Origin of the sequence: Aestuariivirga sp. (assembly GCF_965227715.1) — a bacterium.
GTDB lineage: Bacteria > Pseudomonadota > Alphaproteobacteria > Rhizobiales > Aestuariivirgaceae > Aestuariivirga.
On sequence record NZ_OZ245771.1, the window covers coordinates 1,071,095 to 1,096,241 of the forward strand.

Here is a 25,147-nt window from a genome sequence, read left to right on the forward strand (position 1 = left end):
TGACAGGAATAAAGTCAACAGAAATTCTGGCCTGCAGCTTGCCCCACTCCGCCTTCACCTCCGCCCGAACAGCTTCTCGATCTCGCTCAGCTTCAGTTCGATAAATGTCGGCCGGCCATGGTTGCACTGGCCAGAATTGGGCGTGGCCTCCATTTCGCGCAGCAGGGCGTTCATTTCTTCGGGCCGGAGCTTTCGTCCCGAGCGGACGGAGTTGTGGCAGGCCATGGTGGCCAGCACGTGGTTGATGCGCTGTTCAAGGCTGGTCGAGACGCCGAGCTCCGAAAGTTCATCCGCCACATCGCGCACAATCCCCGGAACATCCGCCTTGCCGATGGCGGCGGGAACCTCACGGATGATCACGGCGCCGTCTCCGAAAGCCTCGAGGACGAGGCCGCCCTGGGCCAGCAACTCCGCAGCAGCGGCAAGGCGCTCCACCTGAACGGGGTCGAGATCGACCACCTCCGGAACCAGCAGCGGCTGGGTCTCAATGCCGCGCTCTGCGCGCTCACGCTTCAGCCGCTCATAGACCAGGCGCTCATGCGCGGCGTGCTGATCAATCAGGATGAAACCATCCCTGGTTTGCGACACGATGTAATTGTCATGGATCTGCGTGCGGGCCTGGCCGAGGGGATAGTCCGGCTGAACTGCCGCGGCTTCCGCCACCGGCGCCGTGGCGGGCGGCATGTTCATGGCGAGGGCTGCTTGCTTTTCCTCCTCATCGAAGCCGCGGTGCACGAAGGGCCGCGGCATGACGGATTTGAAGCTTGAGGCCGTCTGGCGCGAGAGGCCTGTATCCGCCGTGCGCTTTCGCCCCAGCCCATCCCGGATGGCGCTGACGATGAGGCCGCGCACCTGGCCGCCGTCCCTAAAGCGCACCTCCGCCTTGGCGGGGTGGACGTTGACGTCGACGCGCTCTGGCAGGCAGGACAGAAAAAGGACGAGCGCCGGAAAACGGCCTGACGGGAGCACATCCGCATAGGCGCCACGGATGGCGCCTGACAGCAGCTTGTCCCGCACGCTGCGGCCGTTGACGAACATATATTGCTGCGCGCCGGTGTTGCGGGACCAGGTGGGAAGGCCGGCATAGCCCCGCACCAGCACGCTTTCCCGCTCCATTTCGAAGGGAATCGCATTCTCCATGAACTCAGGCCCGAGGATGCGGCGAACACGGGCCTCCTCTGCTTCACCCTTGGGAACATCCACCAGCCGGCGCTCCTCCGTCACGAAAGAAAAGCCGATCTCCGGGTGGGCGAGCGCCATGCGCCGGACGACCTCCGCTGCCTCCGCGGTTTCCGTGCGATCCGCTTTCAGGAACTTGAGGCGAGCGGGCGTGGCATAGAACAAGTCCTTAACGTCGATCTCCGTCCCCTGCCCCAGGGCGGCTGGCCGGGGCGGTGAGAGCAGGCCACCTTCCACCGCAATCACATGCGCAGTGCCGCCGCTGCGCGGGCGGGAGGTGATGGCGAGGCGGCTCACCGAGCCGATGGACGGCAGCGCCTCCCCACGGAAACCGAAGAAGCGGATATCGACCAGATCATCCTCTGAGAGCTTCGAGGTGGCGTGCCGTTCAACGGCAAGTGCCAAGTCCTCCGGCCCCATACCAATACCATCATCAGAAACTCGAATCAGGTTCTTGCCGCCGCCACGAAAGGCAACGTCGATCTGCGCAGCGCCCGCGTCAATGGCGTTCTCGACGAGTTCCTTCACCACGCTGGCGGGGCGCTCGATTACCTCGCCCGCTGCAATGCGGTTGACAGTTCCTTCGGAGAGACGGCGGATTCGCATGTTGGCAACTTAGCGCGGCAGACGACATGTTGCCACGGGAAGGTCGGTTTCCGCCGGGCGGCTTAGCCCGGTTACTTGATCCCCTGGGGTTTGCCGACCACCGTGACGATCAGCCTGTCCGGGTGGAGCAGGCGCTTGGCCTGGGTTTTCACCTGGTCCAGCGTAACGGCTTCCACCAGGGCGTTGCGCTTCTGGATATAGTCGATGCCGAGGTTCTGCTGCTGGAGGCCAAGGAGCTGGTTGGCAATTGCGGAGTTGCTCGAAAAGCGCAACCCGTAAGAGCCGGTGAGGAACGTCTTGGCCTCGTCCAACTCGGCTTGGGTGGGACCGTTCTCCGCGAATTTCGCCATCAGGGACCGTGCCGTGTCCAGCGCTTCACCTGCTGTTTCGTTCTTGGTCTGCAATCCGCCGGCATAGAGCCCGATCCGGTTCGACGGCGAGAGACCGTAGCTCACACCATAGGTGAGGCCGCGCTTCTCGCGGATCTCATCCGTCAGAACGGACGAGAGGCCACCGCCGCCGAAAATCTCGGACATCACATAAGCAGGAATGAAATCAGGATCGCTGCGCAGGATGCCTTCCGTACCGAAGGCGATGACGCTCTGCGGCATGTCCCGCTCGATGATCTGGAGCTTCGGACCCTGTGCAGGCTTGGCGGGTGGTAGCTCTGCCGCTTCGGGAGATTTTTCAGGCAAGCCGCCAAACACCTTGTCGAGCAGCGGGCCCAGCTCCTTGGCGGTGATGTCGCCCACAACAGCGATCTGCAGCGTGTCCCGGTTGAAGATGCGGCGGTGTGCGGCGCGCAAATCGTCCGCGGTCATGGCGCCCATGGTTGCCTCGGTCCCTTCGTCCCGCCGCGCATAGGGGTCGCCAGGAAGAATATTATCCATCCACGCCTGCCACGCGATGCTTTGCGGGTCCTGTTCCTTCTCCTTCACATTCAAGAGGAACTGCCTGCGAACGCGCTCAAGCGGCTCGGCATCGAAACGCGGAGAGGTGATGGCAAGCTTCAGGAGGTCAGTCGATTCCTCACGATTGCGGCTGAGGGTCTGGAAGCTCCCTTCGAAAAAGTCATTTCCCGAATCAAAAGTCATGCGGAAGGCGAGCTCTTCGCGCTTTCTCTGGAACGCGTCCGAGAGCATGTCGCCTGCACCTTCGTCCATCATGCCGGTCAGGAACTCGGACACACCTTCCTTGCCCGCTGGGTCATTGGCGCTGCCGTTCCGGAACGAATAGTTCATCGCCAGGAGCGGGATCGCGTGCTCCTCGACGAGCCAGGCCTTGATGCCGCCGGGGCTCGTCACCTCCTGGATGGTGAAGGCATTGGCACCCGAAGCGCCTGCCCAGGCAAAGAAGGCAGCGGCAAGCAGCGTGCCGAGAATATTGAGGTTCATGATATATCTCATTGGCTCTTTACCTCGGGCAGAAGGACGCCCGTGACGGAGGCACGCCTATCCAGAACGGTGCGCGCGGCCTTGTTGACGTCCTCGACGGTGACCTGCCCCAGATCGCGCTCCCAGTTCTTCACATCCTCGACGGTTTGACCCGTGGCGAGCGCGGTGCCGAACATGCGCGCCAGCGCATCCTGCGAGTCGAGCAGATAGACGGCACTGGCAATCATGTGGTTGCGGCTGGCGTCCAGCTCTTGCTGTGTAACCCCCTTGGCGGCAATCTCATCCAGGATCGCATCCACGCCCTTCTCGACGTCATCGACGCTCACGCCGGGGTTGGGCGCGGCATAGAAGCCGAAGGTACCGGAATCGAGCTGGTCAGCCGAGAACCAGGACCCGGCATAGGCCGCCACCTTCTTGTCGACCGTCAAGGTTTGGTAGAGGCGGCTCTGATTGCCGCCACCGATGATCTCGGCCAGCAGCGAGAGAGCGAGTTCCTCGCGCTGGGGAAGCTGGCGGGCCGATGACGTGAGATACTGCCGCTGCCAGGTGGGCGTGCTTGCCCGGGCATCGCGCATGGTCACGCGGCGTTCGGCATTGGGCGGCGGCTCGATGGACCGCTTTCGCTCAACCGGCGGACGCTTGTTCTTGAGCGGGCCATAATACCGCTCTGCCAATGTCTTGACCTCAGCTGGCGTCACATCGCCGGCGACGATGAGGATGGCGTTTTCGGGCTCGTAATGCTGGGCATAAAAGTCCATCGCATCCTGGCGTGTCAGCTGCGAGACTTCCGGCATCCAGCCGATCACTGGCTTGCCATAGGGGTGGGCGGTGTAGAGCGCGGCATCGAGCTGCTCGGACAGCAGGCCCGTGGGCTCATTGTCGGTGCGCTGGCGGCGCTCCTCGAGGACCACTGCGCGCTCCGGCAGCACAGTTTCATCAGTGAGCTCGAGGTTCTGCATGCGGTCCGCCTCAAGCTCCATCACCAGCGGCAGGCGGTCTTTCATTACTTTTTGGAAATAGGCCGTGTAATCCTGCGTGGTGAAGGCGTTCTCGTCTCCGCCATTTGCCCGCACGATGCGGCTGAAGGCGCCATCCGGGTGCTTCGGCGTTCCCTTGAACATCAAGTGCTCGAGGAGATGGGCGATGCCCGCCTTGCCCTGCGGCTCATCCGCCGCGCCAACCTTGTACCACACCATGTGGGTGACGACCGGGGCGCGATGGTCCGGGATCACCACCACCTGCATGCCATTGGGAAGCGTGAAAGAGCTCACGTCGATGTCCAGCGCGCGGGCGGAACTTGCGGCGGCAAGCATGATGAAGGCAACAGGAAGCACTCGCTTGAACAAGCTCATTCGTTTCTCTCGCTGTGCGTGAAGCCGCGCCAATCGCTGCGGCTGGAAGCGCTATTCGTCCTTGAAGATATTACCCATGTTAAAGACGCTACCGTAGTTCGGGTTTTTGGCCTTTTTCTGAGCGATGTAATAGGCCTGCAGTTCCGCGCGGAGCTGTTGATCCGACTTGCGGGTGCCGTCAGGGTTAGTTACCGAGATTCCGGCATTTACGTAAATCGCATCAGGCCCGCTTGCGGCGGCGGTGGTTGTAGCCGTCGTCACCGGAGCGGGCGTCACAGCCCTGGGAGCCGCTGCCGGCGTATTGCCGGGGATGACGGTCAAAGGGGCCGCGGGCGGTGCTGCAGAGAGTGAATTCTGGGTGCTGAGAGCGCCTGGATCAGGTGCAGCTGCGGTGGTTCCCGGCGGCGGCAGGCGCAGGTCCGGCGGCATGGTCAAGTCCTGGCGAACGGCGACCTGTTCCGTCGGCGTATCCTTCTCAAGGTAGCCGCGCATGGTGCTGCCGCAGCCTGATAGGCTGAGGGTTGCGAGGCAGAGCAGCACAACCGGACCGGCGGACTTCATCGAAATACCCTTCTTGGCCTTAGGAGCCAAGCTAGTGCCGCCGAAATCAGGCCTTTTCACGGCGGCTACCTCGCTCCCGGGGGAAGAGCGACTCATACATCAGCAACGCGACGCCAGCAACGATCGCAACATCCGCGATGTTGAAAACATACCAGCTAAACTGTTGATAATGAAAATGAAAGAAATCCGCTACCGCACCGCGTGCGAAGCGGTCCAGGGCATTTCCCAGGGCCCCACCGATGACCATTCCGAGGGCTGCGGCACTCAGGGCGTTGCGAACGCCACAAGCCCATATCCAGAGCAGAAAAGCGATGCACACGCTGACCAAAATCAGCAGTTCCTGGGTGTGTGTACTGAACAGCCCGTAGGAGATTCCACGGTTCCAAACCATGACCAAATCGAAGAAGGACGTGATGCGAATCGGTGCTTTTTCGGAGATGCCGTAGACATCCAGCATCCAGTATTTGTGCAACTGGTCGAAGCCGAAAACCAGGGCCGCCATAGCCAGCGTGAGCGGCGCGAGCGGCCCCCAGAGCCTCCCCCGCATCAGACGGTCTTGCCGAAACGGGTCTGCCACTCCCGCACCGCGTCCGCATCCCGGGGGGTGATGTCGGGGAATTCAGGATCGGTTCCCACCTCCGGCGTGATCTTCCAGGACCTCGCGCACTTGGCGCCCTCGGCTGGCTTGAAGACGACGGCAACACCCTTCACGCCCTCAAGCCGGAAGGCCTCAGCTGGCCCCTCCCCCGGGATCAGGGTGGCGCCCGAGGTGATGGAGATTTCAGCCAGGTCCACCCCGTCGAGTGCTGCGATGAGCTCCGGATCGGAGACATAGACGTCAGGCGCGGCTTCCAGTGCCGAGCCGATGGTCTTCTTCACCTGGCGCTCGATCTCGAGAGCGCCTGTCACCACGGAGCGGACGGCGCGCACCTTGTCCCACTTGGCCGCGAGCGCCGGGTCTGCCCATTCCTCCGGGCATTTCGCGAACTGCATCAGATGGACGGAGGAGCCTTCGCCAGGGAAGCGGGCGAGCCAGACTTCATCCATGGTGAAGGCCAGGACCGGAGCCCACCAGGTGGTGAGGCAATGGAACAGCTGATCCAGCACAGTGCGGCAGGCGCGGCGGCGGGTGGACGACCAGGGATCGCAATAGAGCGAATCCTTGCGGATATCGAAATAGAAGGCCGAGAGATCGACCGTCATGAAATTGGAGAGCAGTGCGAAGAGGCGCTTGTAGTCAAAGACCTCATAGGCCGCCATGACCTGGCCCTCCAGCTCATGCAGCCGGTGGAGGATGTAGCGGTCCAGCTCTGGCATGTCCTTTGCCGGAACGAATTCCCAGTCCTTCAGATCGTCCACCGCGCCCAGTATGTAGCGCATGGTGTTGCGGAGCTTGCGATAGGACTCGATGTTGGTCTTGAGGATTTCCGGCCCCAAGCGCAGGTCTTCGGCATAATCCGCCGAGGCCACCCACAGGCGGAGAATGTCCGCACCCGATTGCTTGATCACCTCCTGCGGGGTGACGATGTTGCCCAAGGACTTTGACATCTTGCGGCCATCCTCTGCCACGACGAAGCCATGCGTGAGCACCGCATCATAGGGGGCGCGGCCGCGCGTGCCGCAGGCTTCGAGGAGCGAAGAATGGAACCAGCCGCGATGCTGATCCGAACCTTCCAGATAGATATCGGCCGGCCACTTCAGGTCCGGGCGCTGTTCGAGCACGAAGGCGTGGGTCGAGCCTGAATCGAACCACACATCCAGAATGTCGCGCACCTGCTCCCATTCGAGGATCGAATAATCATTGCCGAGAAAGCGCTGGGAGGCCCCTTCCGCGAACCAGGCATCCGCCCCTTCTTCCGAAAAGGCCTCGACAATGCGGGCATTGACTTCCGGGTCATCCAGGATGGCGCCCGTCTCTCGGTTGACGAAAACGGCGATGGGAACGCCCCAGGCGCGCTGGCGCGAGATGACCCAATCCGGGCGCTGCTCGATCATGGCGCGCAGGCGGTTCTGGCCCCCGGCGGGGAAAAACTTCGTCTCGTCGATGGCCTTGAGCGCGATCTCCCGCAGGCCGTGGCTGGACATGGAGATGAACCATTGCGGCGTGTTGCGGAAGATGATCGGCTTCTTGGAGCGCCAGCTGTGCGGATACTGGTGCTTGAGGCGGCCGCGCGAGATCAGCGCGCCCGCTTCCGTCAGTGCACGGATGACCGCGTCATTCGCGTCGCCCTTCTCGCCCTTGTCGGTGATGACGCGCTTTCCGGTGAAGCCCGGCGCATCCTTGGTATAGAAGCCGTCAGCATCGACCGTGAAGGGGATGGTGGTCGCGATGCCCTTTTGCTTCAGATAGGCTTCGCTTGCCGTCCAGATGTTATAGTCATCGGCACCGTGACTTGGTGCAGTATGGACGAAGCCCGTGCCGGTATCATCCGTCACATGGTCACCATCGAGCAGGGGAACGTCGAAGCCGTAACCCAGATGCGCCAGCGGGTGCCCGCAGGTGACGCCCGTAAGATCGGCATCTCCCAGGCGGCTGAAGCTCTCGACCTTGGCGGCCTTCATCACCTCCTCGGCCAGACGGTCCGCGAGGATATATCTGTCCCCCGCTTTGGCCCAATTGCCTTCGGGCGCCGCAGTTACTTCATAAACGCCGTAGGAGATCCTGGAGGAGAAGCTGATGGCGCGGTTTCCTGGAATGGTCCAGGGCGTCGTCGTCCAGATGACGATGCTGGCATTGAGCAGGTTCGAGGCGCCGTCCCGCACCGGGAACTTCACGTAGATCGTGTCCGACTGGTAATCCTGATACTCGACTTCCGCCTCGGCCAGCGCGGTTCTTTCCACCACCGACCACATGACGGGCTTCGACCCGCGATAGAGCTGGCCGGAGCTTGCGAATTTCAACAGCTCATTGGCGATCAGCGCTTCGGCGCGGAAATTCATGGTGAGATAGGGATTGTCCCAATCGCCCGTGACCCCCAACCGCTTGAACTCCTCGCGCTGCACATCGATCCAGTGGGCGGCGAAGGCGCGGCATTCCTTGCGGAAGTCGTTGATCGGCACTTCGTCCTTGTTCCAGCCCTTCTCGCGGTATTGCTCCTCGATCTTCCATTCGATGGGAAGGCCGTGGCAATCCCAGCCGGGAACATAGTTGGAATCGAAGCCCTGCATCTGGCGGGAGCGGGTGACGATGTCCTTCAGGATCTTGTTGAGGGCATGGCCGATATGGAGGTGCCCGTTGGCATAGGGTGGGCCGTCATGCAGCACGTATTTGGGGCGGCCCTCGGATTGCTTGCGGAGGGTGTTGTAGAGGTCGATCTCGCCCCAGCGCTTCAAGAGCTCCGGCTCACGCTGCGGCAGCCCCGCCTTCATGGCAAAGGTGGTTTTGGGCAGGAACACGGTGTCCCGGTAGCGGTCATTCTTCTGCGGCTTGTCGTCTGACATGGGACGGCTCGATCCAAATCAAGTGTTTGGCGGGCTTCTAGCAGGTTTTCGGCGGGGATAAAGCCATTCAGGCATGGGCGGGCGCAGCGCCTGCTTCATTTCGGGTGGGATATAGGATGGGGCATACTTCCGGGGCGCAAATTGTTTTTCCGAGGGGGAGAGGGTGGTGCCGTGCGGGAGACGGCTGGAGAGGGATTGAAACAGCTCCATCGCGGACGCACCCCCCCTCACCCTGCCCTCTCCCCCCGGTGGGGGAGAGGAAAATGAAAAGGAAAAGACAACGTCCTTACCGGGTCTTTTTCGGGCCGGGGCGATGCATAGGCCGCTTACGCCGCCCGGCCCGCCTTCGAATCCGCCAGCACGCAGAGCATTTCCCAGAGAAGATTGGCAGCCGTGACCGCCGTGATGCCGGTGGGATCAAAGCAGGGGGCCACCTCGCAAATGTCACCACCGACCAGATGCTTGCCCTGAAGGCTCCGCACCATGACCTGCACCTCACGCGGGGTGAGGCCGCCGATTTCTGGAACACCGGTGCCCGGCGCCCAGGCGGGATCGATGCCATCAATGTCGATCGTCATATAGGTGGGGCCGGTGCCCAGCACCTCATCAATCTTCGCAATCACGGCGGCGCGGCCCATGCGCTCATAATCCTCGAAGGTGATGCAGGTGAAGCCCGCGTCTTCGCCCCACTTGATATCATCAGGCGAAAAGCGCGAGCCGCGGAGGCCGATCTGGATCGTCCGCTTCGGATCGATCAGCCCTTCCTCCACGCCGCGGCGGAAGGTGGTGGCGTGGTTGATCTTCGTGTCCGCCAGCGTGTCCAGCGTATCGGCATGGCTGTCGATGTGGAAGATGCCGACGGGGCGATCCCTGGCGAGGGCGCGGAGGATGGGGAGCGGCACGGTGTGATCGCCGCCCACTGAAAGGGGGAGCGTGCCCGCCACGTGGATTTTCTGGAAGAACTCTTCGATCAGCTGGATCGAGCGGTGGAGGTCAATCGGGTTTACGGGCGCGTCGCCCACATCGGCCACATTGCAGAGATCATAGGGGGCGATCCCCGAGACATTGTGCACGCGGCGGATCAAACGCGAGGCCTCGCGCACGGCGGCGGGGCCCTGCCGCGCTCCCGCGCGGTAGTTGACGCCGATGTCGAAGGGCACACCCACGAGGGCAATGTCCAGATCGGGCGACACATCATGGCGCTGCGTGCGCATGAAGGTTGCGATTCCTGCAAATCGCGGTGTCACCGCGGCATCGACAGGCTGGAAGCGCGGGTCTTTCTTCATTATGGGTACCTTTGCGAAATGCAGGAGGATAACGCGTGACCACCACAGTAGAGACCATTCCGGCCCGCCGCGGCAAGGCCGTTCGCCTGAACAAGGGCCAGTCCGTGAAGGTGATCAACACCCATGGAAACCAGGTGGTGGATTTCTGGGCCTTCAACGCAGGAGACCTGCGCGAATATCTGGGCATGGAGCATTGCCGCGCCTTCTGGACGAGGCTTTATCCCGTCGAAGGCGACAAGATGATCACCAACCGCCGCCGCCCCATCCTGACGCTTACCGAGGACCGGAGCCCCGGCCGCCATGACACGCTGATCGCCCCTTGCGACAATGAACGCTACGGGCTTCTGGGCTGCACACAGTATCACGACAATTGCCGCGACAACATGCATGCCGGGCTGGCGCAGCTTGGACTTTATATTCCGTACACGCCGGATTCACTGAACCTGTTCATGAACATTCCCTGGAAGCAGGACGGCAGCCTGGAATGGGGCAACTGCCTGTGCAAGCCCGGCGACTATGTGGTGTTCCGCGCCGAGATGGATGCGATCGTCGTGTTCTCCGCCTGCCCGCAGGACATGCTGCCGATCAACAACGGCGTGACGGTGGAAGCGCATTTCGAGGTGCTGGATCAGTAGGCCCGAGGGATCAGCCCTCGAATTTGTCGTAGACCACCTTGGCAAGCTTCATCATCGGGTCATAGGCCATTTCGCCGGCGATGGCGATGGCGAGCTTGCCATCGGTCCAGGTGCAGGCGATGAGCTTGCCGCGTTCTTCCACATGGAGGGCTGTTTCGCCTTCCGTGCCGGAGGGGGCGACCAGGACGGAGAGGCGCCCGCCATGGGCGTCTTCATACATCAGCATGGCGGATGGGCCTGACGCCTCAGCCAGAAGCCTGCCGCCGAGGAGCGTGTAGCCTTCGGAGGAAAGATCGGGCACCGGGAAAGGGTTTCCCACCCGCTTCGAGAGCCAGGCCTGGAGATGGTCCTTCTCGCTGGCGGCTACTTCCACCGGATGACGCACCTCAACCGCATAGACGGCATGGGCCTCTAGTGCCTGGCTGGCGAGGCCCGCCATGACCGCGGGTTCGGTTTCGCCCTTGAGGAACCAGCCCGAAAGGCCGCCCATCAACAGGAGAAGCAGTGCAGCCGCGGCGGCAAACCAGGGGCGCATGCTGCGGACAGTGGGCCTGCGCAGCGTGGCTGCAAGCTGGGGAGGTGCGGGCTCGGTCAGGAGGCCGTCAAAAGCGCCTTTGAGCAGCTCGCGCTGGCGGCGCCAGCTTTCAACCTTGCGGGCGGCGGCCGGGTCACGCGCCAGCAGCGCCTCCACATCGGCCCGCTGCTCGGGAGAAAGCTCATTGTCGGTATAGGCGTGGAGCGCCCAGTCATCGATGTCTTCGTTGGTCATTTCACCCGCCTCAAGCCTGCAACGCCGCGCTCTTCGAGCAGCAGCCTCATGTGTTCGCGTGCGCGCGACAGGCGCGACATGACTGTGCCCACAGGCACACCCAGAATTTCAGATACGTCCCGGTAGCTCATCTCTTCCAGCCCCACGAGCACGATCACCTCCCGGTGCTGCGGCGAGAGACGCTCAAGTGCCGCGGTGATGGAGCTCGCCGCCATGTGGTGTTCCTGATCAGGTGCTATGGCGCCTTCGCCTTCGGCCAGATCGTCCACCGTCTTGACGATGCCCGACCTTCCGCTGCGCCTGAGCCCGCTCACATGGATATTGCGGAGGACGGTGAACAGCCAGGCGCGCAGGGGGCGTGAGGCATCATAAAGATGGCTCTTGGTGAGGGCGCGCTCAAGGCAATCCTGCACCAGATCATCCGCCAGGGCGGGATCGCCCGTCAGCGCCCGCGCAAAGCGGCGCAGCACCGGAAGTTCGGCTGAAAGCTGGCGGCGAAGATCCATGGCAATCCCTTCTGTGAGAGATTACGCCCGGTGCGGCGGTTTATTCCAGGCCTCAGCCCGTCCATTTCTCGCGCATCGTCACCAGCTCCTCGGAGGCGGTGGGGTGGACGGCCATGGTGGCGTCGAAATCGGATTTCTTGGCGCCCAGCCGCACGGCGATCCCCAGCAATTGCGCCATTTCGCCGGCATCCGGGCCGCAGATGTGGCAGCCCAGGACCCGGTCCGACTCGCCATCGACCACCAGCTTCATCAGCGTGCGCTCATCCCGGCCGGACAATGTGTGCTTCATTGGGCGGAAGCTCGACTTGTAGATATCGACCTTGGCAAAGCCCTGGCGGGCCTGGGTCTCGGTCAGGCCGATGGTGCCGACTTCGGGCTGGGAGAAGACCGCCGTCGGGATCAGCGAATGATCGACTTTCACGTCCTTGCCGCCAAACACCGTGTCGGCGAAGGCATGGCCCTCCCGGATGGCCACGGGTGTGAGGTTGACGCGGTTGGTAACGTCTCCCACCGCGTAGATCGAGGGGACTGCGGTTTGCGAATAGGCATCGACCTTGATGGCCATGTGGGGGGTCATTTCGACTCCGACATGATCGAGACCCAGCCCCAAGACATTGGGAATGCGGCCGGTGGCGAACATGATCTGGCCGGCGCCATACACCGCGCCGTTGTTCAGGGTGACGCGGACGCCATCGCCCGAGCGCTCGATCAGGGAGACATCCGACTGGGTGCGGATCTCGATCCCCTTCTTGGACATCTCGGCAGCAAGATGGTTCCGGATATCATCATCGAAGCCGCGCAGGATCTGCTCGCCGCGGTAAACGAGAATGGTCTCCACCCCGAGGCCGGAGAAAATGCCTGCGAACTCGACAGCGATATAGCCGCCGCCGACAATGACGATGCGCGCCGGCAAGCGCTTCAGATCGAAGGCTTCGTTCGAGGTGATTGCCAGCTCATGGCCGGGCAGATGACGCGGCAGGAAGGGCGTTGCGCCGGTGGCCACCAGAATATAGCGCGCGGTGATCTTGCGGCCCGAGGTCAAGCGGACGGTGTTGGCGTCCTCCACCACGGCGCGCTCGAGGAGCAATTCCGCCCCTGCCCCTTCGAGATTGCGGAGATAGGCCTTGTTGAGGCGGTCGATCTCCTTGTCCTTGTTCTCGACGAGGGTTGCCCAGTCAAAGGTGACCTTGTCCGTCGTCCAGCCGAAGCCCACCGCATCTTCGAATTCCTCGGCGAATTTCGAGGCATAGACGAAGAGCTTCTTGGGAACGCAGCCGCGGATGACGCAGGTGCCGCCGACGCGGTATTCCTCCGCCACCGCCACCTTGGCGCCATAGCGCGCGGCAATGCGGCCGGCCCGGACGCCGCCCGAGCCCGCGCCGATGACGAAGAGATCATAGTCGAAGCCGCTCATCCCTTGCGGAACGTCTGGACGCCGTCATCCGTACCCATCAGCACGACGCCGCAGATGTCGATGAACAGGCCGTGATCGATCACGCCGGGAATGGACTTAAGCAGGTTGTCCAGCCGCCGCGGATCGGGAATGGCGCCGATCGAGACGTCAATGATCGCGTTGCCGCTGTCGGTCACGAAGGGCTTTCCATCCTTCAGCCGCAGCTTGAGCTTGCCCTGGAGATCGCAGATCCTCAGTGCACGGTCTATCTTCCAGCCGGTGGCGTTGACGCCGAACGGCACGACTTCGACGGGGAGCGGAAACTTGCCCAGCGTTTCGACCTTCTTGGACTGGTCCGCGATCACCACCATGTAGCGGGACGAGGTGGCCACGATCTTCTCCACGAGAAGTGCGCCGCCGCCGCCCTTGATGAGCTGGAAGTTGGCATCGAACTCATCTGCGCCATCAACCGTCACGTCGAGGTGGGGCTGCTTTTCGAGCGTGGTCATCTTGAGGCCTAAGCGCGAGGCAAGCTGGAAGCTCGCACGCGAGGTTGCCACGCATTCGACGTCAAGTCCGCCCTTCACCTTTTCAGCGAGTGCCGTGATGAAGTGATTGGCGGTCGAGCCGGTGCCGAGCCCGACGCGCGCGCCGGGGTGGACATATTCAAGTGCCGCGATTGCTGCGGCCTTCTTCTGGTCTTCTGCGGTCACGTGTTCAGCCCACCCATCAGCATGTATTTCATTTCCAGATATTCCTCGACGCCATGATGCGAGCCTTCGCGGCCGAGGCCTGATTCCTTGACGCCCCCAAACGGCGCCTCGGCCGTCGAGATGATGCCCTCGTTTATGCCGACCATGCCGTATTCGAGGCCTTCCGCCACGCGCCAGACGCGGCCGATGTCACGCGAATAGAAGTAGCAGGCGAGGCCGAACTCGGTGTTGTTGGCCATGGCGATCGCCTCTTCCTCGGTCTTGAAGCGGAAGAGCGGGGCCACGGGGCCGAAGGTTTCTTCACGCGCCACGGCCATGTCCGCCGTCACGTCACGGATCAGCGTGGGTTCGAAGAAATTGCCGCCCAGCGACTTGCCGCCAAGCATGAGCTTCGCACCCTTCTTCACCGCATCGTCAATATGCTCCTGCACCTTGGCAATCGCAGCCTTGTTGATGAGGGGACCCGTCGTCACGCCCTGTTCGGTGCCGTCACCCACCTTCAGCTTCTTCACCGCTTCAGCGAGCTTGTCAGCGAAGGCATCATAAACGCCCTCCTGCACCAGGATGCGGTTGGCACAGACGCAGGTCTGGCCGGCATTCCTGTATTTGGACATCATCGCGCCCTGGACCGCGGCATCGAGATCGGCATCATCAAAGACGATGAAGGGGGCATTGCCGCCGAGCTCAAGCCCCACCTTCTTGATGGTGGGGGCGCACTGCGCCATGAGGAGACGGCCCACTTCGGTGGAGCCCGTGAAGGTCAGCGCACGGACGATGGGGTTCGATGTCATCTCAGCACCAATCTCACGCGACTGGCCGGTGATGATGGAGAAGACGCCGGCAGGAATGCCCGCACGCTCCGCGAGCTCCGCCAGGGCCAGGGCGGAGAACGGCGTTTCATTGGCGGGCTTGCAGACGAAGGCGCAGCCGGCGGCCAGTGCGGGGCCTGCCTTGCGCGTGATCATGGCATTGGGGAAATTCCACGGCGTGATGGCCGCAACGACGCCCACGGGCTGCTTGATGACGACCATGCGGGCGGCGGGCCAGGGAGACGGAATGGTCTCGCCATAGACGCGCTTTCCCTCTTCCGCGAAGAATTCGATGAAGGAGGCGCCATAGGCCACTTCGCCGCGCGATTCCGCCAAGGGCTTGCCCTGCTCTGCCGTCATGATCTGGGCCAGGTCTTCCTGGTTTTCCATCATCAGGTTGAACCATTTGCGTAAGATTGTGGCGCGTTCCTTGGCGGTCTTCTTCGCCCAATCCTTCTGGGCGCGGCTTGCGCCTTCAATGGCGGTGCGGGTTTCGGCCGCACCCAGCTTCGGCACGGTTCCGATCACGCTCTCGTCCACCGGGTTCGTGACATCGATGGTGGCGGTGCCTCCCACCCACTTGCCGTCCACGTAACATTTGTCCTTGAGCAGCGACTTGTCCTTCAGTATGTCGCGCAACGCCTGGGTCTTGCGGATATCCATGTGGAGACCTCCTGTCCTTCGGGTGGCGGCCTCTTAGCACGGGGCCGCGCCCGAAACCAACACACCAGTTTACGGAGGTTCCCTTGCCCGATCGCGCCGTGATTTTCGACCTTGACGGCACGCTGGTGGACACGGCACCCGACCTGATGCGCGCCACCAACCACGTGCTGGAAGGGATCGGCCGCAGGCCGCTGGCGATGGAGGAAGTGCGCGCCTTCGTGGGCCATGGCGCCCGCTCGCTGCTGACGCGCGGCCTGGCCGCAACCGGCGGCCTTCCGGACGCCTATGACGTTGAGGCAGATTACAAGCGCTTCGTGGACTATTATTCCAGCAATATTGCTGCGGGCAGCACGGCCTTCCCCGGCCTCGTCACCTTGCTGGAGCGATTGAAGGCGGAGGGCTTCGGCCTTGGCGTGTGCACCAACAAGCTGGAGGGGCTTTCGGTGCAGCTGCTAGATGCGTTGGACCTTTCCAAATATTTTGGCTCCGTGATCGGGCCGGACACGCTTGGCATCGCCAAGCCCGACCCCCGCCCCTTTTTCGAAGCCGTGAGCCGCCTCAACCTCGATTCGCCGCGGGCCCTGATGGTGGGGGACAGCGAGACGGATATTCTGACCGCGCGCAATGCCGGCGTGCCGGTGATTGCCGTGCCCTTCGGCTATACGCCGCGGCCAGTGGAGGAATTTGGGCCGGACCGGATGATCGCCCATTTCGACCAGGCCTATGAGGCGATCGAGGACCTCTTTTCCCTGGCCTGAAGCGACCGGAAGAAGCCGGTGATTTCGCTCAAGACGGGGGCGCGCCAGCGCAAGGGCCGGGCAATGACCGTCAACACGTCGGCGTGGCCCAGGCCTTCGAGCGTCACCAGCTTCGCCTCCGTTCCCACTGCGCGCAGCCTGTCTGCCAGGCGCTGGGAATTGCGCGGAGAGACTGTGCGGTCCTTGTTACCCGCTATCAGCAGGAAGGGGGGTGCACCGGGCGAGACATAGTTGATGGGCTGGGTCTGGGCGGGAACCGGCCATTGCCCGAAGGCGCCAACGGCTGCGCGGCCGCTGAGCGGCAGGAAGTCAAAGGGCCCAGCGAGCGTTGCCACACCGCCAATCACGCTGCGGTTGAGGCCATGGGCGGCGAGAAAGCGCGGATCGAGCGCTGCCATGGCCACATTATAGGCCCCGGCGGAGTGACCCACGAGATAGACCGTGGCACCATCACCCCCATAGCGATTGGCATTGCGGCTGGCCCAGGCGATGGCCGCTGCCGTATCATCCACAAAATCTGGGAAGCGGACCTCAGGCACCAGGCGGTAATCAAACACGATGGTGAGGAAACCCGCCGCCGCAAAGGCGCGGCCTGCAAAGTCATAAAGGCTGCGGTCTCCCTCATACCAGCCGCCGCCATAGCAGAAGACGAGCACGGGCAAGGGCCCTGAGGCACCGGTGGGGGCTTTCGGGGCATAGACATCGAGCCGCTGCCGGGGATCGGGCCCATAGGCCTCGCCTTCCGCCAGGCGAGTGACGCCGGAATCGACCGGAACCAGCGCATTGAAAACAGCAAGCGGAGAGCTGGCCGCAGCGGCGGCCCACAGCGAAAGCCCCAGCAGCGGGGGCACGGCCAGTAACCCAAGGATGATCTTCATGGGGACCACTACGCACGAACCCCGCCAAAAGATGCCTCCCCACCATCCTTGACTTCGCCCAACCCTTCCGCCTATACGCAGCCCACCCCACGGCACGGGCGATTAGCTCAGTTGGTAGAGCACTGTGTTCACATCGCAGGGGTCACTGGTTCGAGTCCAGTATCGCCCACCATCCAGGCCCTCCCCAGAATGCCGTCTGAGAGTACACCCGGAATAACCGGGACATTTCCGCCGCTTGGGCAATAACCCGCATCGTCTCTAAGGGTCGGAGACGCTGCTTTCCGGTTCTTCTGCGGGCAAAATCCGGGCCCGTCTCAGTGGGCGGTTTTCGTTGCCGTCTCCGCGGATCAGTACCGAAATCGTGATTACGAGTGGCCTCGCGACGAGCCCGTATCAGAGCTGATCGAACCCCAGGGCATGCCGCTGATCTGCCCAGCCCGGTGGCAGTGGCTTGAGGCGGATGAGCTTGCGTGTCGACGATGGCGAGATCAGCCGCATCCTGCCGCTTGCCTTCCTGACGTGACCACTGCCCGCTCGGTAGAATGGTCGGTCCTCTCCTTTCCCGTCCACCTCTCCGATGCCGAGCGCCAGTTCCAAACCAAGCGATGACAATGCGATCCGTATCCCGCTGGGGACGATGTCTATTCGGGTAATCAAGTTGATGAGTTCGGCGCGCGCGTCCGGTGATGGAGCAGACAGCATCCGCACCAATCGCTTTGCATTGTCCTGCACCTCCTTCATCAGTCCGATGCCAGCAGTCGCCAAGCTTGGAAGCTGGTAGAGCCAAGACTGATCTTCCAGAGTGTCTCGCAGCGACGAAAGGACTGCCATATCCAGTTCATGTGCGGGGATCCGCCAGCCGGAGGAACTCTTCCTCCGCGCCTGCATCAGTCGCTGAGAAACGTAATACCGGTATCTCCTGCCATCCTTGATTGCCTGGGACGGGATTAGGCGATCACCGGTCTCGTCAAATAGGATACCTGCAAGCAGGCTGCCGGACGCATGGTTTGTCGCCGAGGCTCTCTTTGATGCCTGTGTCTTCAGTTTCTGCTGCACGGCCTGCCAAAGGTCACGGTAGATGATCGCCTCATGTTGACCGCGGACGATCCGTTCCTTGTGCCGGATGTCGCCGGCATAGATCGGATTGGAGAGGAGCCAGTATAGATGGCCACGCGAAAATGAGCGAAGGTGGGCATCGGTCTCGCTCCCGAGCTCCGCTGCCGCCCGGTCATCGAGTTCCTCCTTCAACTTTCTAACCGACCCCAGCTCAAGATAGCGGGAGTAGATCATCCGGACCATCTCGGCTGCATCCGGCACAATCACCAATTTCTTGTCGCGGGCCTGGTATCCGAGCGGCACAACACCCCCCATCCACATCCCCTGATAGTAGGTTAGGCATCCTCGCCTGATGCCTTGAAAAAGATGATGCGCGGCGCGGCCGCCGCTGCCGAGGATTTGAACGTCGAGCCATTTCAGGGGCTGACGGAAGTGATCCAAAACGCGGATGATCTACACGCCTCGGAAGTGCGCTTCGCCTTCCGCGACACGGATGCCACCCGCGAGCTATTAATCGTGCATAATGGTCAGCCGGTTGCCTGCCAGCACGTGCTGGGCATGGCGCTGCCATTCGTGACGACCAAGACTAACAGAACCGATCAGCACGGGCGGTTTGGCATTGGCCTGAAGACGCTCAAGCGCATCGCGGATGAACTCGCGGTCCATTCGGCGCCGTATCATTTTTCCGGGAATCAGCTTTCGGTCCAAGTCGTGCCAGCGGAAGGACCGCTGCCCGGCTTCTACGATCCCGCGGCCGACACCATGATCGTCCTGCGCCTGAAACCGGATTTGAGGATTGAACCGCTGCGGCTTTTAGGCAGCTTCCTGCGGCAGGGGAAGGTCAAACCCATCATAGACAAACGCGCCGGATATTAACTCGCATTCTCGCTCGGATACGCCTTGCGCCCGCGCTGTAGCGTACCAACTGCCGCCCACGTTCTTCTTCATGCCGGCGATGATTCCTTTTGCCTCATCCTCAGAAAGCAGAAAGCGGGCGCATTTTGAAAGCATGTTCGCAGCATTACGCCACAAACTGATTCATGGACGAGGTGACGTCCTGCGGGCGTTGCCGACCTGTCTTGTGATTTCGCCTATGTGGCGTCCATCGGTCCCACAACACCCGCCCCACACATTGATGTGGGGAAACCTAAGGGCCAATCTTGCCATCTGGGCACCCAGTTCCTTGGGATCGCCGTCTTCGAGGTGGCCGAGCTTGCAAAGATCCAACGTCTCCATTGCAACAGCATTCGGCATGAAGCCGCCAAGCCGCGTTGTCCAGTCGCCCGATGTGAGGCCGGGTTCAAGTTCGGTCGGGTGGGTGCAGTTGACCATGTAGTATTCCGGCACATTGTCGGTGGCCGTGTCAACGCACTCGATCGCCTCTTGAAGCGTCTCGCCTCCGTGAAGCCTCCCCTGGTTCGCGGCGATGAAGGACACGACCAAAGGCATATTGGCAGACTTCGCGGCCCTGGCCAGACCGATCGTCTCTTCCACACTCGAAAAGGTCATCGCCGTGACATGATCAACCCCGGCCTTGCAAAACGTCTGTATCTGCTCTGAATGATAGTCCTCGGCCTCCGCCACATCGGGAGTGCGACCGACATTATAGGCATCACCCCGCGGGCCGATCGCCCCGCCGATCAACATCGGCGTCTCCGGACTGGCATACTCCCGGACAAAATCCCGATAAAACTCAACTCCGCGGATATTTATCTCTTCCAGCGCTTCCCTTGAATAGCCCGTGAGTTCACCCCATTCCCGGCTGGCTCGATAATGCAGACCCTCATTGATCACACCAAATCCGTTTGCAACTGCAGCCTCGACAATCTTGCGGTGATAGTCCCGCATGCAGGACAGCCCCCTGGCGTCGTTCAGCAACTCGAATCCACAAAAATGCCGAAGCTTGAAGCCATCGACATACTGCATCCATGTCTCGAAGCCACCACCGGTCGTCATCAGTTTGCCGGCCAGATCCGGACGTTTTGCTTGCACCACTTTGCTCTCCCCCAAAGTAACCCGCGGCCCCAAGTGGTTGTCGAACTCATCTCCATTGACATCGAAAACCTACCGCGCCAAATCATGCTCGTCTACGAGGTCACGCCCTAGCGGTACGGGCAGCCATGATCCACATGGTCATGCGGTATGTCGCTATTGAAACCTTTGAAATAAAAGCAATTTCCTCTGTCCGAGTATGGTGCATTCGCCTTCATGGCCTGCCATCGGGCCGTGCACTTTTGACGTATAACATGACCGAGGACCGCTTGCACTTAGCGTCCGCAGCAGGCCTGTGCTATTGTTCAGAACACAATTCCGATGCTGGAAGGCCCCATGATTCGTCGCATCGCCGCCTCGCTTGCAATTGCCATTGGCTTGCTGCTGACGCCCGCCGCCTTGCCGGTACCGGTGGACGCTGCGACCATCAACATAAGTGTTGGTAGCAGCCTCAACAACGGCCGGGGTATCACCTGTGTGCAGGGTGAACGCCTTCTGCGCAATCGCGGCTTCCGTGACATCCGCCGCATCGACTGCCGTGGACGTTACTTCGTCTATCGCGCTTGGCGTGGAGGTCGTCGCTTTGAGATCACTGTTCGGTCGAGCAATGGCCGCGTCGTGAATATGCGCCGCATAAGGTAGTAGCGACGGCCCATGACTTCTGCCCCGCACCCACTGCTGCGCCTGCGCGATGGTCATCACGCTCTCGTCACATACGAAGAACTCCTCTTCGACCTCGTTTTATGTTTTTGCGGCTACGCAGCTCAGCCACGAGCTGTTGACCAACCTCAGCGTGACCGGCGTCATTGAGACGATGATCCTCTGGTTCGCAGTTTGGCTAACCGTCACCATGTTTGCGGATTCGAAATGGAGACGCGCAGGGAGCGCGGTTGCGGACGGAACTTCGAGAACGGGCGCGGGGCGCCGCGTGCTGATAAGCCTGCCATACCGCGAGATCGTGCTCCTCGGCCGCCTGCCCGCGATGGTGTTGGCGATCACCGGCCTCCTTGCGGCGACACACGCAGGCGATGGTGCTGCGCCACACCTCCTATCCGACGTGCTGCTGGTGTGCTCGATCATCTAGGCAGCGGCACACATCATGCTCCTTCCCGCAACGAGCCTCCCCTCCCCCCGCCGACTCTTCGGAAGCGGCGCCTCCACGCGCATGTGAGGATGACGTAGAGCGCGACGCATCGGCGCGGAACGTGAATACCGGAGAAAAGGATAATCCCCGGTTTCATCCTGGTCATAAAATCCATCAAAGGAAGCATGGATTGTGAATTGCCGCTGATTGGCCTTTGCCGATCACGACTTCCTCCATAATGCTGCCGCGGCGCAGCTAGCCGTGACGGGAACCCGATGAACAGACTGAAATCCTTGGCCGTGCTCTTCGCGGTGACGCTCGGCCTTGTCGCCCTCTCGGGTTGCAAGCAAACGGATGTTCTCGTCATCGAGAAGTCGGCGGACGCGCAGCACGCCCGCATCGGCGTGATGACGGGCTCGACCAGCGAGGCAATCGCCACGCAGCAGTTTCCACAAGCGCATATCCAGAGCTTCGACAATGTCGCCGATGCCTTCGGGGCGCTGAAATCGGGGCAGCTCGATGCGATCATCACCGCCTACTCGACCTCGCTGCTGCTCGTGCGCCGGAACCCGGACCTCCGCCTTCTCGATGAAAGGCTGAGCATTGAGGATACGGCAATCGCCGTTCACAAGGGCAACACCGAACTGCTGACAGCGGTGGACAAGGTCATCTCGGACCTCAAGGCCGAAGGCGCCTTCCAGTCGATGAGCCGGCGCTGGTTCAAGACCGGCCCCGGCCCCTATGAGCAGATCGACGTTCCGCTTCCCGACACGGGCGCGCCGCTGCGCGTCGGCGTCAGCGCCACGCGCGAGCCCTTCAGCTTCGTCGATGAGAACGGCCGCGTCTCCGGTCATGACGGAGACCTGGCGCGCCTCATCGCCCAGCGCCTGAACCGGCCCGTCGAGTTCCACGACATGAAGTTCCTGGCACTCATTCCTGCACTTCAGTCCGGAAAGATCGACATGATCGTGACCGGCATGACGGCCACCGACCAGCGCCGCAAGTTCGTGGATTTCACCCAACCCTACTATGCCAACTCACAGGTGATGATGGTGCGCAACTGGGCGGCGGGTGTTGGCCCCGCAGCGGCGGAACCCGGTTTCTGGGATGGCTTGAAGGAGAGTATCGAGAGCAACATTCTGGCGGAGAACCGCTACTTGCTCTTGTGGGAGGGGCTGAAGGTCACCTTCATCATCTCGGTGCTTTCCACCCTGTTCGGCACCGCACTCGGGGGCGTCGTGTGCTTCATGCGGATGGCGCGCTCTCCCCTGCTCCAGGTGCCGGCGAGGATCTTCATTTCCGTGCTGCGCGGCATTCCCGTCGTGGTGCTGCTGATGCTGATCTTCTACGTGGTCTTCGCATCGGTGAACATCAGCCCGGTGCTGGTGGCCGTCGTCGCCTTCGGGCTCAACTTTGCGGCCTATGCGGCGGAGATCTTCCGCACCGGCATCGAGGGCATCGAGACCGGGCAGACTGAGGCCGGCCTCGCAATGGGCTTCAGCCGGAAGAAAACATTCCGCCTGGTGATCCTGCCGCAGATGGTGCGGCGCATCCTCCCCGTCTACAAGGGCGAGGTCATATCCATCGTGAAGATGACGTCTATCGTCGGCTACATCGCGGTCCTTGACCTGACGAAGGCGAGCGACATCATCCGGGCCCGCACCTTCGATGCATTCTTCCCACTGGTGCTCGTGGCCGTTCTCTATTTCCTCATGTCCTACATGCTCATTGTGCTGATGGACTGGGCCGAGCACCGCACTGACCCGCGCCGCAAAACGCGAAAGGTATCCGCAACATGATCCGCGTCGAAGGCCTCACCAAGACGTTCGGCACGCACACCGTGCTGGACGGCGTCAACGCCGAGATCCGCGCCGGCGAAGTGGTCTCGATCATCGGGCCATCGGGCACTGGCAAAAGCACCTTCCTGCGCTGCCTGAACCTGCTGGACAAGCCGACGGGCGGCAAGGTGACGATCGATGGCATCAACACGCTGGCGCGCAACGCCGACGTGCCGGCGATCCGCCAGAAAATGAACATGGTGTTCCAGTCCTTCAACCTGTTTGCCCACCTGAGCGCGCTGGACAATCTCACGCTGGCGCCCATTCACCTCAAGGGAACGCCGCGCGCCGTTGCCGAGGAGGAGGCGACGGAACTCCTCCGACTCGTGGGGCTGGCCGAGAAGCGGCACCACTTTCCGGACCAGCTTTCGGGAGGGCAGCGCCAGCGCGTGGCGATCGCGCGCTGCCTCGCCATGAAGCCCGAGATCATCCTGTTCGACGAGCCGACCTCGGCCTTGGACCCCACCATGGTGGGAGAGGTGCTGTCGGTCATTCGCCGGCTGGCCAAGGACGGCATGACGATGGCCATCGTCACCCACGAAATGGAGTTCGCGCGCGATGTTTCCAACCGCGTCTTCTACATGGACGAGGGCGTTATCTACGAGGAAGGAACGCCCGAGCAGATTTTCGACAGTCCGCAGAAGCCCCGCACCATCGCCTTCGTCAATAGGCTCCGGAGCTACGAGCACCACATCCGGTCGGCGGATTTCGACCTCTACGCCATCCATTCACAGATAGAGATGTTCTGCGACAAGCACCTACTGTTCTTCACCGCGCGGCACAATCTGCTTCTGGCGGTGGAGGAGGTGCTGGAATTGTCCCGCCCGCACATCGGCGCCGGCGGCCTCGTGGTGAAGATATCGCACTCCGAGAGAAACGGCGACGTGACCGCGAGTTTCACCGGCGGGCCGGATTACCCTGACGTTCTGGACGCCAGTGCTGATGGCGAATTGGAAGCCCGTATCGTGCGCTCGCTGGCGCGGAATGTGAGCTTCACGGCCGATGACAAGCAAGCGGCGCTGACACTGCTGCTGAAGACGGCGTAAGAGTGGGACAGGAGCGGCCGACCGGCCGTCGCTCGGTTCCCCTCGCCTCCCCCAACTGCGTTGGGGCCCCTTCGTCTCCCGCCAAGCGGGAGTCCAGGAGTCTCTTGGCGGAATTGAAGGCGGCCCCGGTCTTGTCGGTGGCCACGAAATCAAAATCGAGGCGCGGGGTGTACTTCAGGCGAAATCCCTCCCACAAAGGGTCGCACTCTTTTGCGGTCGGCCTTGGGAAGCGGCACCAATGCGCAGTTTGAATTGTTTTGTCTGCGTTTTAGCGGAACAATATCTTTCCTGGTGAATAGGTGCAGAGGCTTAACTCAACTGTTCACGAGGTAGATAGTTTAGAAGTTTGAACGATTTAGAATGGACAGAATAATTCATTCACGATCGACTCTTTCCAAACTGATAGTGTGCCACAGGTGCATCCACGCGCTGGCGCCAGAGAGTGTTGGCAAGTCAGGCGTTCGCCTCGCTCCAGATCATCGGGAGGGTTCTGCACATTCCGCCAGGGTGTGAATGACTTCCGACCGCAAGCTTGAGGCGCGCGAAGATTTTTGTTCCACTATTGCGGCAGACGCAGATCGTTTCGGTAAGCTGGACACGATCGAAGGGATCAATTCCGGCAGCGCGTCGGCGCCAAACACGTCGGCGAGATCATCCGATCCATCCTCTGCCCGCGCCGACGATAGGCCCTTCAGTCTAACGATCTCCGCATCCACACACGCCGTGTCGATGCGTCCCCTTGGGGGATAGCCTCGCCGTGCGTGTCACGCTTGCGGCCGAGTCACGAACGGCTTACTGTGACAGCTGATCGTCCCGTCCTATCCGCTGGTGAGGTTGCTGCGGCTCAGCTTGGCGAGATTTGGAGCACCGAATGGGCACATTGGCTTCGACAAGCTCATGACTGGGGGCGCCACGCTCGATACCCACGCCTATATCCACTATCTGCATCATAAATTCTTCGAGGTGAATAACGGCTGGGACGGCCTCATCCCCTTAGACAAGTGGTTCGGCAACTGGCACTGCGGCGCCAGGGAGGGACAGCAGTCAATGGAGGACCGCCTTGCGAAGAACGTTGCTTGCGTCAACGCCGCGGTTAAATCAAGACGTTGAGCATAGTTCCCGGACCCAACCTTCGCGCGCAAGGTGGCTGGCGAGCCATGCGAACTGCGGTCGGCTGTAGCGGAGAGC

Annotated in this window: 23 protein-coding genes and 1 tRNA gene; 9 read left to right on the forward strand and 15 right to left on the reverse strand. The window is 61.8% G+C overall.

What is annotated here, in order from left to right:
- Nucleotides 1–54: 54 nt before the first annotated feature.
- From mutL to speB, 7 genes are all read right to left on the reverse strand, one after another.
- Complete coding sequence (mutL, locus tag ACO06F_RS05170; RefSeq protein WP_421695619.1) at nucleotides 55–1,785, reverse strand: DNA mismatch repair endonuclease MutL; 1,731 nt, start codon at nucleotides 1,783–1,785, stop codon at nucleotides 55–57.
- A 71-nt stretch (nucleotides 1,786–1,856) separates the two neighbouring features.
- Entirely contained in the window at nucleotides 1,857–3,179 is a 1,323-nt protein-coding gene (locus tag ACO06F_RS05175; RefSeq protein WP_421695620.1) for a M16 family metallopeptidase, read from the reverse strand.
- An 8-nt stretch (nucleotides 3,180–3,187) separates the two neighbouring features.
- Nucleotides 3,188–4,531 carry a M16 family metallopeptidase gene (locus ACO06F_RS05180; protein WP_421695621.1) on the reverse strand — a complete coding sequence of 448 codons (1,344 nt, stop codon included), beginning with the start codon at nucleotides 4,529–4,531 and terminating at the stop codon, nucleotides 3,188–3,190.
- Between the two features lie 51 nt (nucleotides 4,532–4,582).
- The gene (locus tag ACO06F_RS05185) at nucleotides 4,583–5,092 is read right to left on the reverse strand and encodes a hypothetical protein (RefSeq protein WP_421695622.1); all 510 of its coding nucleotides are present in this window, start codon (nucleotides 5,090–5,092) and stop codon (nucleotides 4,583–4,585) included.
- A 46-nt stretch (nucleotides 5,093–5,138) separates the two neighbouring features.
- The gene (gene lspA / locus ACO06F_RS05190; RefSeq protein WP_421695623.1) at nucleotides 5,139–5,639 is read right to left on the reverse strand and encodes a signal peptidase II; all 501 of its coding nucleotides are present in this window, start codon (nucleotides 5,637–5,639) and stop codon (nucleotides 5,139–5,141) included.
- On the reverse strand, nucleotides 5,639–8,533 hold the full coding sequence (ileS, locus tag ACO06F_RS05195; protein WP_421695624.1) for an isoleucine--tRNA ligase: 2,895 nt from the start codon (nucleotides 8,531–8,533) through the stop codon (nucleotides 5,639–5,641). The genes lspA and ileS overlap by 1 nt, the downstream gene beginning before the upstream one ends.
- A 326-nt stretch (nucleotides 8,534–8,859) precedes the next feature.
- Nucleotides 8,860–9,819: an agmatinase gene (speB, locus tag ACO06F_RS05200; protein WP_421695625.1), complete on the reverse strand. Its 960-nt coding sequence runs from the start codon at nucleotides 9,817–9,819 to the stop codon at nucleotides 8,860–8,862.
- Between the two features lie 35 nt (nucleotides 9,820–9,854).
- On the opposite strand from speB, the gene ACO06F_RS05205 reads away from it, so the two are divergent.
- The gene (locus ACO06F_RS05205) at nucleotides 9,855–10,454 is read left to right on the forward strand and encodes a DUF1989 domain-containing protein (RefSeq protein WP_421695626.1); all 600 of its coding nucleotides are present in this window, start codon (nucleotides 9,855–9,857) and stop codon (nucleotides 10,452–10,454) included.
- Nucleotides 10,455–10,464: 10 nt separating this feature from the next.
- Here the strand turns inward: ACO06F_RS05205 and ACO06F_RS05210 are convergent, their stop codons facing one another.
- Genes ACO06F_RS05210 through ACO06F_RS05230 form a run of 5 tightly spaced genes read right to left on the reverse strand, consistent with a single transcriptional unit; the run spans nucleotide 10,465 to nucleotide 15,307 of the window.
- Nucleotides 10,465–11,223: an anti-sigma factor family protein gene (locus ACO06F_RS05210; RefSeq protein ID WP_421695627.1), complete on the reverse strand. Its 759-nt coding sequence runs from the start codon at nucleotides 11,221–11,223 to the stop codon at nucleotides 10,465–10,467.
- A complete protein-coding gene (locus ACO06F_RS05215) occupies nucleotides 11,220–11,729 on the reverse strand; it encodes an RNA polymerase sigma factor (protein ID WP_421695628.1) in 510 nt (169 codons plus the stop codon). The genes ACO06F_RS05210 and ACO06F_RS05215 overlap by 4 nt, the downstream gene beginning before the upstream one ends.
- 52 nt (nucleotides 11,730–11,781) lie before the next feature.
- A complete protein-coding gene (gene gor / locus ACO06F_RS05220; RefSeq protein ID WP_421695629.1) occupies nucleotides 11,782–13,143 on the reverse strand; it encodes a glutathione-disulfide reductase in 1,362 nt (453 codons plus the stop codon).
- Nucleotides 13,140–13,835 carry a ribose-5-phosphate isomerase RpiA gene (rpiA, locus tag ACO06F_RS05225; RefSeq protein WP_421695630.1) on the reverse strand — a complete coding sequence of 232 codons (696 nt, stop codon included), beginning with the start codon at nucleotides 13,833–13,835 and terminating at the stop codon, nucleotides 13,140–13,142. The genes gor and rpiA overlap by 4 nt, the downstream gene beginning before the upstream one ends.
- Complete coding sequence (locus ACO06F_RS05230) at nucleotides 13,832–15,307, reverse strand: NAD-dependent succinate-semialdehyde dehydrogenase (protein ID WP_421695631.1); 1,476 nt, start codon at nucleotides 15,305–15,307, stop codon at nucleotides 13,832–13,834. The genes rpiA and ACO06F_RS05230 overlap by 4 nt, the downstream gene beginning before the upstream one ends.
- A gap of 83 nt (nucleotides 15,308–15,390) precedes the next feature.
- Between ACO06F_RS05230 and gph the strand changes: the two genes are divergently transcribed.
- Complete coding sequence (gene gph / locus ACO06F_RS05235) at nucleotides 15,391–16,065, forward strand: phosphoglycolate phosphatase (RefSeq protein ID WP_421695632.1); 675 nt, start codon at nucleotides 15,391–15,393, stop codon at nucleotides 16,063–16,065.
- Here gph and ACO06F_RS05240 read toward each other — a convergent pair.
- A complete protein-coding gene (locus tag ACO06F_RS05240; protein WP_421695633.1) occupies nucleotides 16,029–16,943 on the reverse strand; it encodes an alpha/beta hydrolase in 915 nt (304 codons plus the stop codon). The two genes, gph and ACO06F_RS05240, sit on opposite strands and share 37 nt — an antisense overlap.
- A gap of 96 nt (nucleotides 16,944–17,039) precedes the next feature.
- Between ACO06F_RS05240 and ACO06F_RS05245 the strand changes: the two genes are divergently transcribed.
- A tRNA-Val gene (locus ACO06F_RS05245) sits at nucleotides 17,040–17,115 on the forward strand.
- A 221-nt stretch (nucleotides 17,116–17,336) separates the two neighbouring features.
- Here the strand turns inward: ACO06F_RS05245 and ACO06F_RS05250 are convergent.
- Nucleotides 17,337–18,314, reverse strand: coding sequence for a recombinase family protein (locus ACO06F_RS05250; RefSeq protein WP_421695634.1), 978 nt, complete (start codon nucleotides 18,312–18,314; stop codon nucleotides 17,337–17,339).
- A 51-nt stretch (nucleotides 18,315–18,365) separates the two neighbouring features.
- Here ACO06F_RS05250 and ACO06F_RS05255 point away from each other — a divergent pair, with 51 nt between their 5' ends.
- Nucleotides 18,366–18,875 carry a sacsin N-terminal ATP-binding-like domain-containing protein gene (locus ACO06F_RS05255; protein ID WP_421696627.1) on the forward strand — a complete coding sequence of 170 codons (510 nt, stop codon included), beginning with the start codon at nucleotides 18,366–18,368 and terminating at the stop codon, nucleotides 18,873–18,875.
- A gap of 162 nt (nucleotides 18,876–19,037) precedes the next feature.
- On the opposite strand, the gene ACO06F_RS05260 is transcribed toward ACO06F_RS05255, so the two are convergent.
- Entirely contained in the window at nucleotides 19,038–19,991 is a 954-nt protein-coding gene (locus ACO06F_RS05260) for a homocysteine S-methyltransferase family protein (protein WP_421695635.1), read from the reverse strand.
- Nucleotides 19,992–20,327: 336 nt separating this feature from the next.
- Here ACO06F_RS05260 and ACO06F_RS05265 point away from each other — a divergent pair, with 336 nt between their 5' ends.
- The 5 genes from ACO06F_RS05265 to ACO06F_RS05285 all read left to right on the forward strand — a co-directional run bounded on the left by ACO06F_RS05265 (nucleotide 20,328) and on the right by ACO06F_RS05285 (nucleotide 25,069).
- Nucleotides 20,328–20,633: a hypothetical protein gene (locus ACO06F_RS05265; protein WP_421695636.1), complete on the forward strand. Its 306-nt coding sequence runs from the start codon at nucleotides 20,328–20,330 to the stop codon at nucleotides 20,631–20,633.
- 49 nt (nucleotides 20,634–20,682) lie between these two features.
- Nucleotides 20,683–21,075, forward strand: a complete 393-nt coding sequence (locus ACO06F_RS05270; protein WP_421695637.1) for a hypothetical protein — start codon at nucleotides 20,683–20,685, stop codon at nucleotides 21,073–21,075.
- Nucleotides 21,076–21,350: 275 nt separating this feature from the next.
- Nucleotides 21,351–22,874, forward strand: a complete 1,524-nt coding sequence (locus ACO06F_RS05275) for an ABC transporter permease subunit (RefSeq protein WP_421695638.1) — start codon at nucleotides 21,351–21,353, stop codon at nucleotides 22,872–22,874.
- Nucleotides 22,871–23,959, forward strand: a complete 1,089-nt coding sequence (locus tag ACO06F_RS05280) for an amino acid ABC transporter ATP-binding protein (RefSeq protein ID WP_421695639.1) — start codon at nucleotides 22,871–22,873, stop codon at nucleotides 23,957–23,959. The genes ACO06F_RS05275 and ACO06F_RS05280 overlap by 4 nt, the downstream gene beginning before the upstream one ends.
- An 897-nt stretch (nucleotides 23,960–24,856) precedes the next feature.
- A complete protein-coding gene (locus ACO06F_RS05285) occupies nucleotides 24,857–25,069 on the forward strand; it encodes a hypothetical protein (protein WP_421695640.1) in 213 nt (70 codons plus the stop codon).
- Nucleotides 25,070–25,147 lie beyond the last annotated feature (78 nt).

Coding starts and splice junctions, on each gene's coding strand:
- mutL (WP_421695619.1), bottom strand. CDS start 1,785: ATGCGAATCCGCCGTCTCTCCGAAGGAACTGTCAACCGCATTGCAGCG.
- ACO06F_RS05175 (WP_421695620.1), bottom strand. CDS start 3,179: ATGAACCTCAATATTCTCGGCACGCTGCTTGCCGCTGCCTTCTTTGCC.
- ACO06F_RS05180 (WP_421695621.1), bottom strand. CDS start 4,531: ATGAGCTTGTTCAAGCGAGTGCTTCCTGTTGCCTTCATCATGCTTGCC.
- ACO06F_RS05185 (WP_421695622.1), bottom strand. CDS start 5,092: ATGAAGTCCGCCGGTCCGGTTGTGCTGCTCTGCCTCGCAACCCTCAGC.
- lspA (WP_421695623.1), bottom strand. CDS start 5,639: ATGCGGGGGAGGCTCTGGGGGCCGCTCGCGCCGCTCACGCTGGCTATG.
- ileS (WP_421695624.1), bottom strand. CDS start 8,533: ATGTCAGACGACAAGCCGCAGAAGAATGACCGCTACCGGGACACCGTG.
- speB (WP_421695625.1), bottom strand. CDS start 9,819: ATGAAGAAAGACCCGCGCTTCCAGCCTGTCGATGCCGCGGTGACACCG.
- ACO06F_RS05210 (WP_421695627.1), bottom strand. CDS start 11,223: ATGACCAACGAAGACATCGATGACTGGGCGCTCCACGCCTATACCGAC.
- ACO06F_RS05215 (WP_421695628.1), bottom strand. CDS start 11,729: ATGGATCTTCGCCGCCAGCTTTCAGCCGAACTTCCGGTGCTGCGCCGC.
- gor (WP_421695629.1), bottom strand. CDS start 13,143: ATGAGCGGCTTCGACTATGATCTCTTCGTCATCGGCGCGGGCTCGGGC.
- ACO06F_RS05230 (WP_421695631.1), bottom strand. CDS start 15,307: ATGGATATCCGCAAGACCCAGGCGTTGCGCGACATACTGAAGGACAAG.
- ACO06F_RS05240 (WP_421695633.1), bottom strand. CDS start 16,943: ATGAAGATCATCCTTGGGTTACTGGCCGTGCCCCCGCTGCTGGGGCTT.
- ACO06F_RS05250 (WP_421695634.1), bottom strand. CDS start 18,314: ATGGGGGGTGTTGTGCCGCTCGGATACCAGGCCCGCGACAAGAAATTG.
- ACO06F_RS05255 (WP_421696627.1), top strand. CDS start 18,366: ATGATGCGCGGCGCGGCCGCCGCTGCCGAGGATTTGAACGTCGAGCCA.
- ACO06F_RS05265 (WP_421695636.1), top strand. CDS start 20,328: ATGATTCGTCGCATCGCCGCCTCGCTTGCAATTGCCATTGGCTTGCTG.
- ACO06F_RS05270 (WP_421695637.1), top strand. CDS start 20,683: ATGGTCATCACGCTCTCGTCACATACGAAGAACTCCTCTTCGACCTCG.
- ACO06F_RS05275 (WP_421695638.1), top strand. CDS start 21,351: ATGAACAGACTGAAATCCTTGGCCGTGCTCTTCGCGGTGACGCTCGGC.
- ACO06F_RS05280 (WP_421695639.1), top strand. CDS start 22,871: ATGATCCGCGTCGAAGGCCTCACCAAGACGTTCGGCACGCACACCGTG.
- ACO06F_RS05285 (WP_421695640.1), top strand. CDS start 24,857: ATGACTGGGGGCGCCACGCTCGATACCCACGCCTATATCCACTATCTG.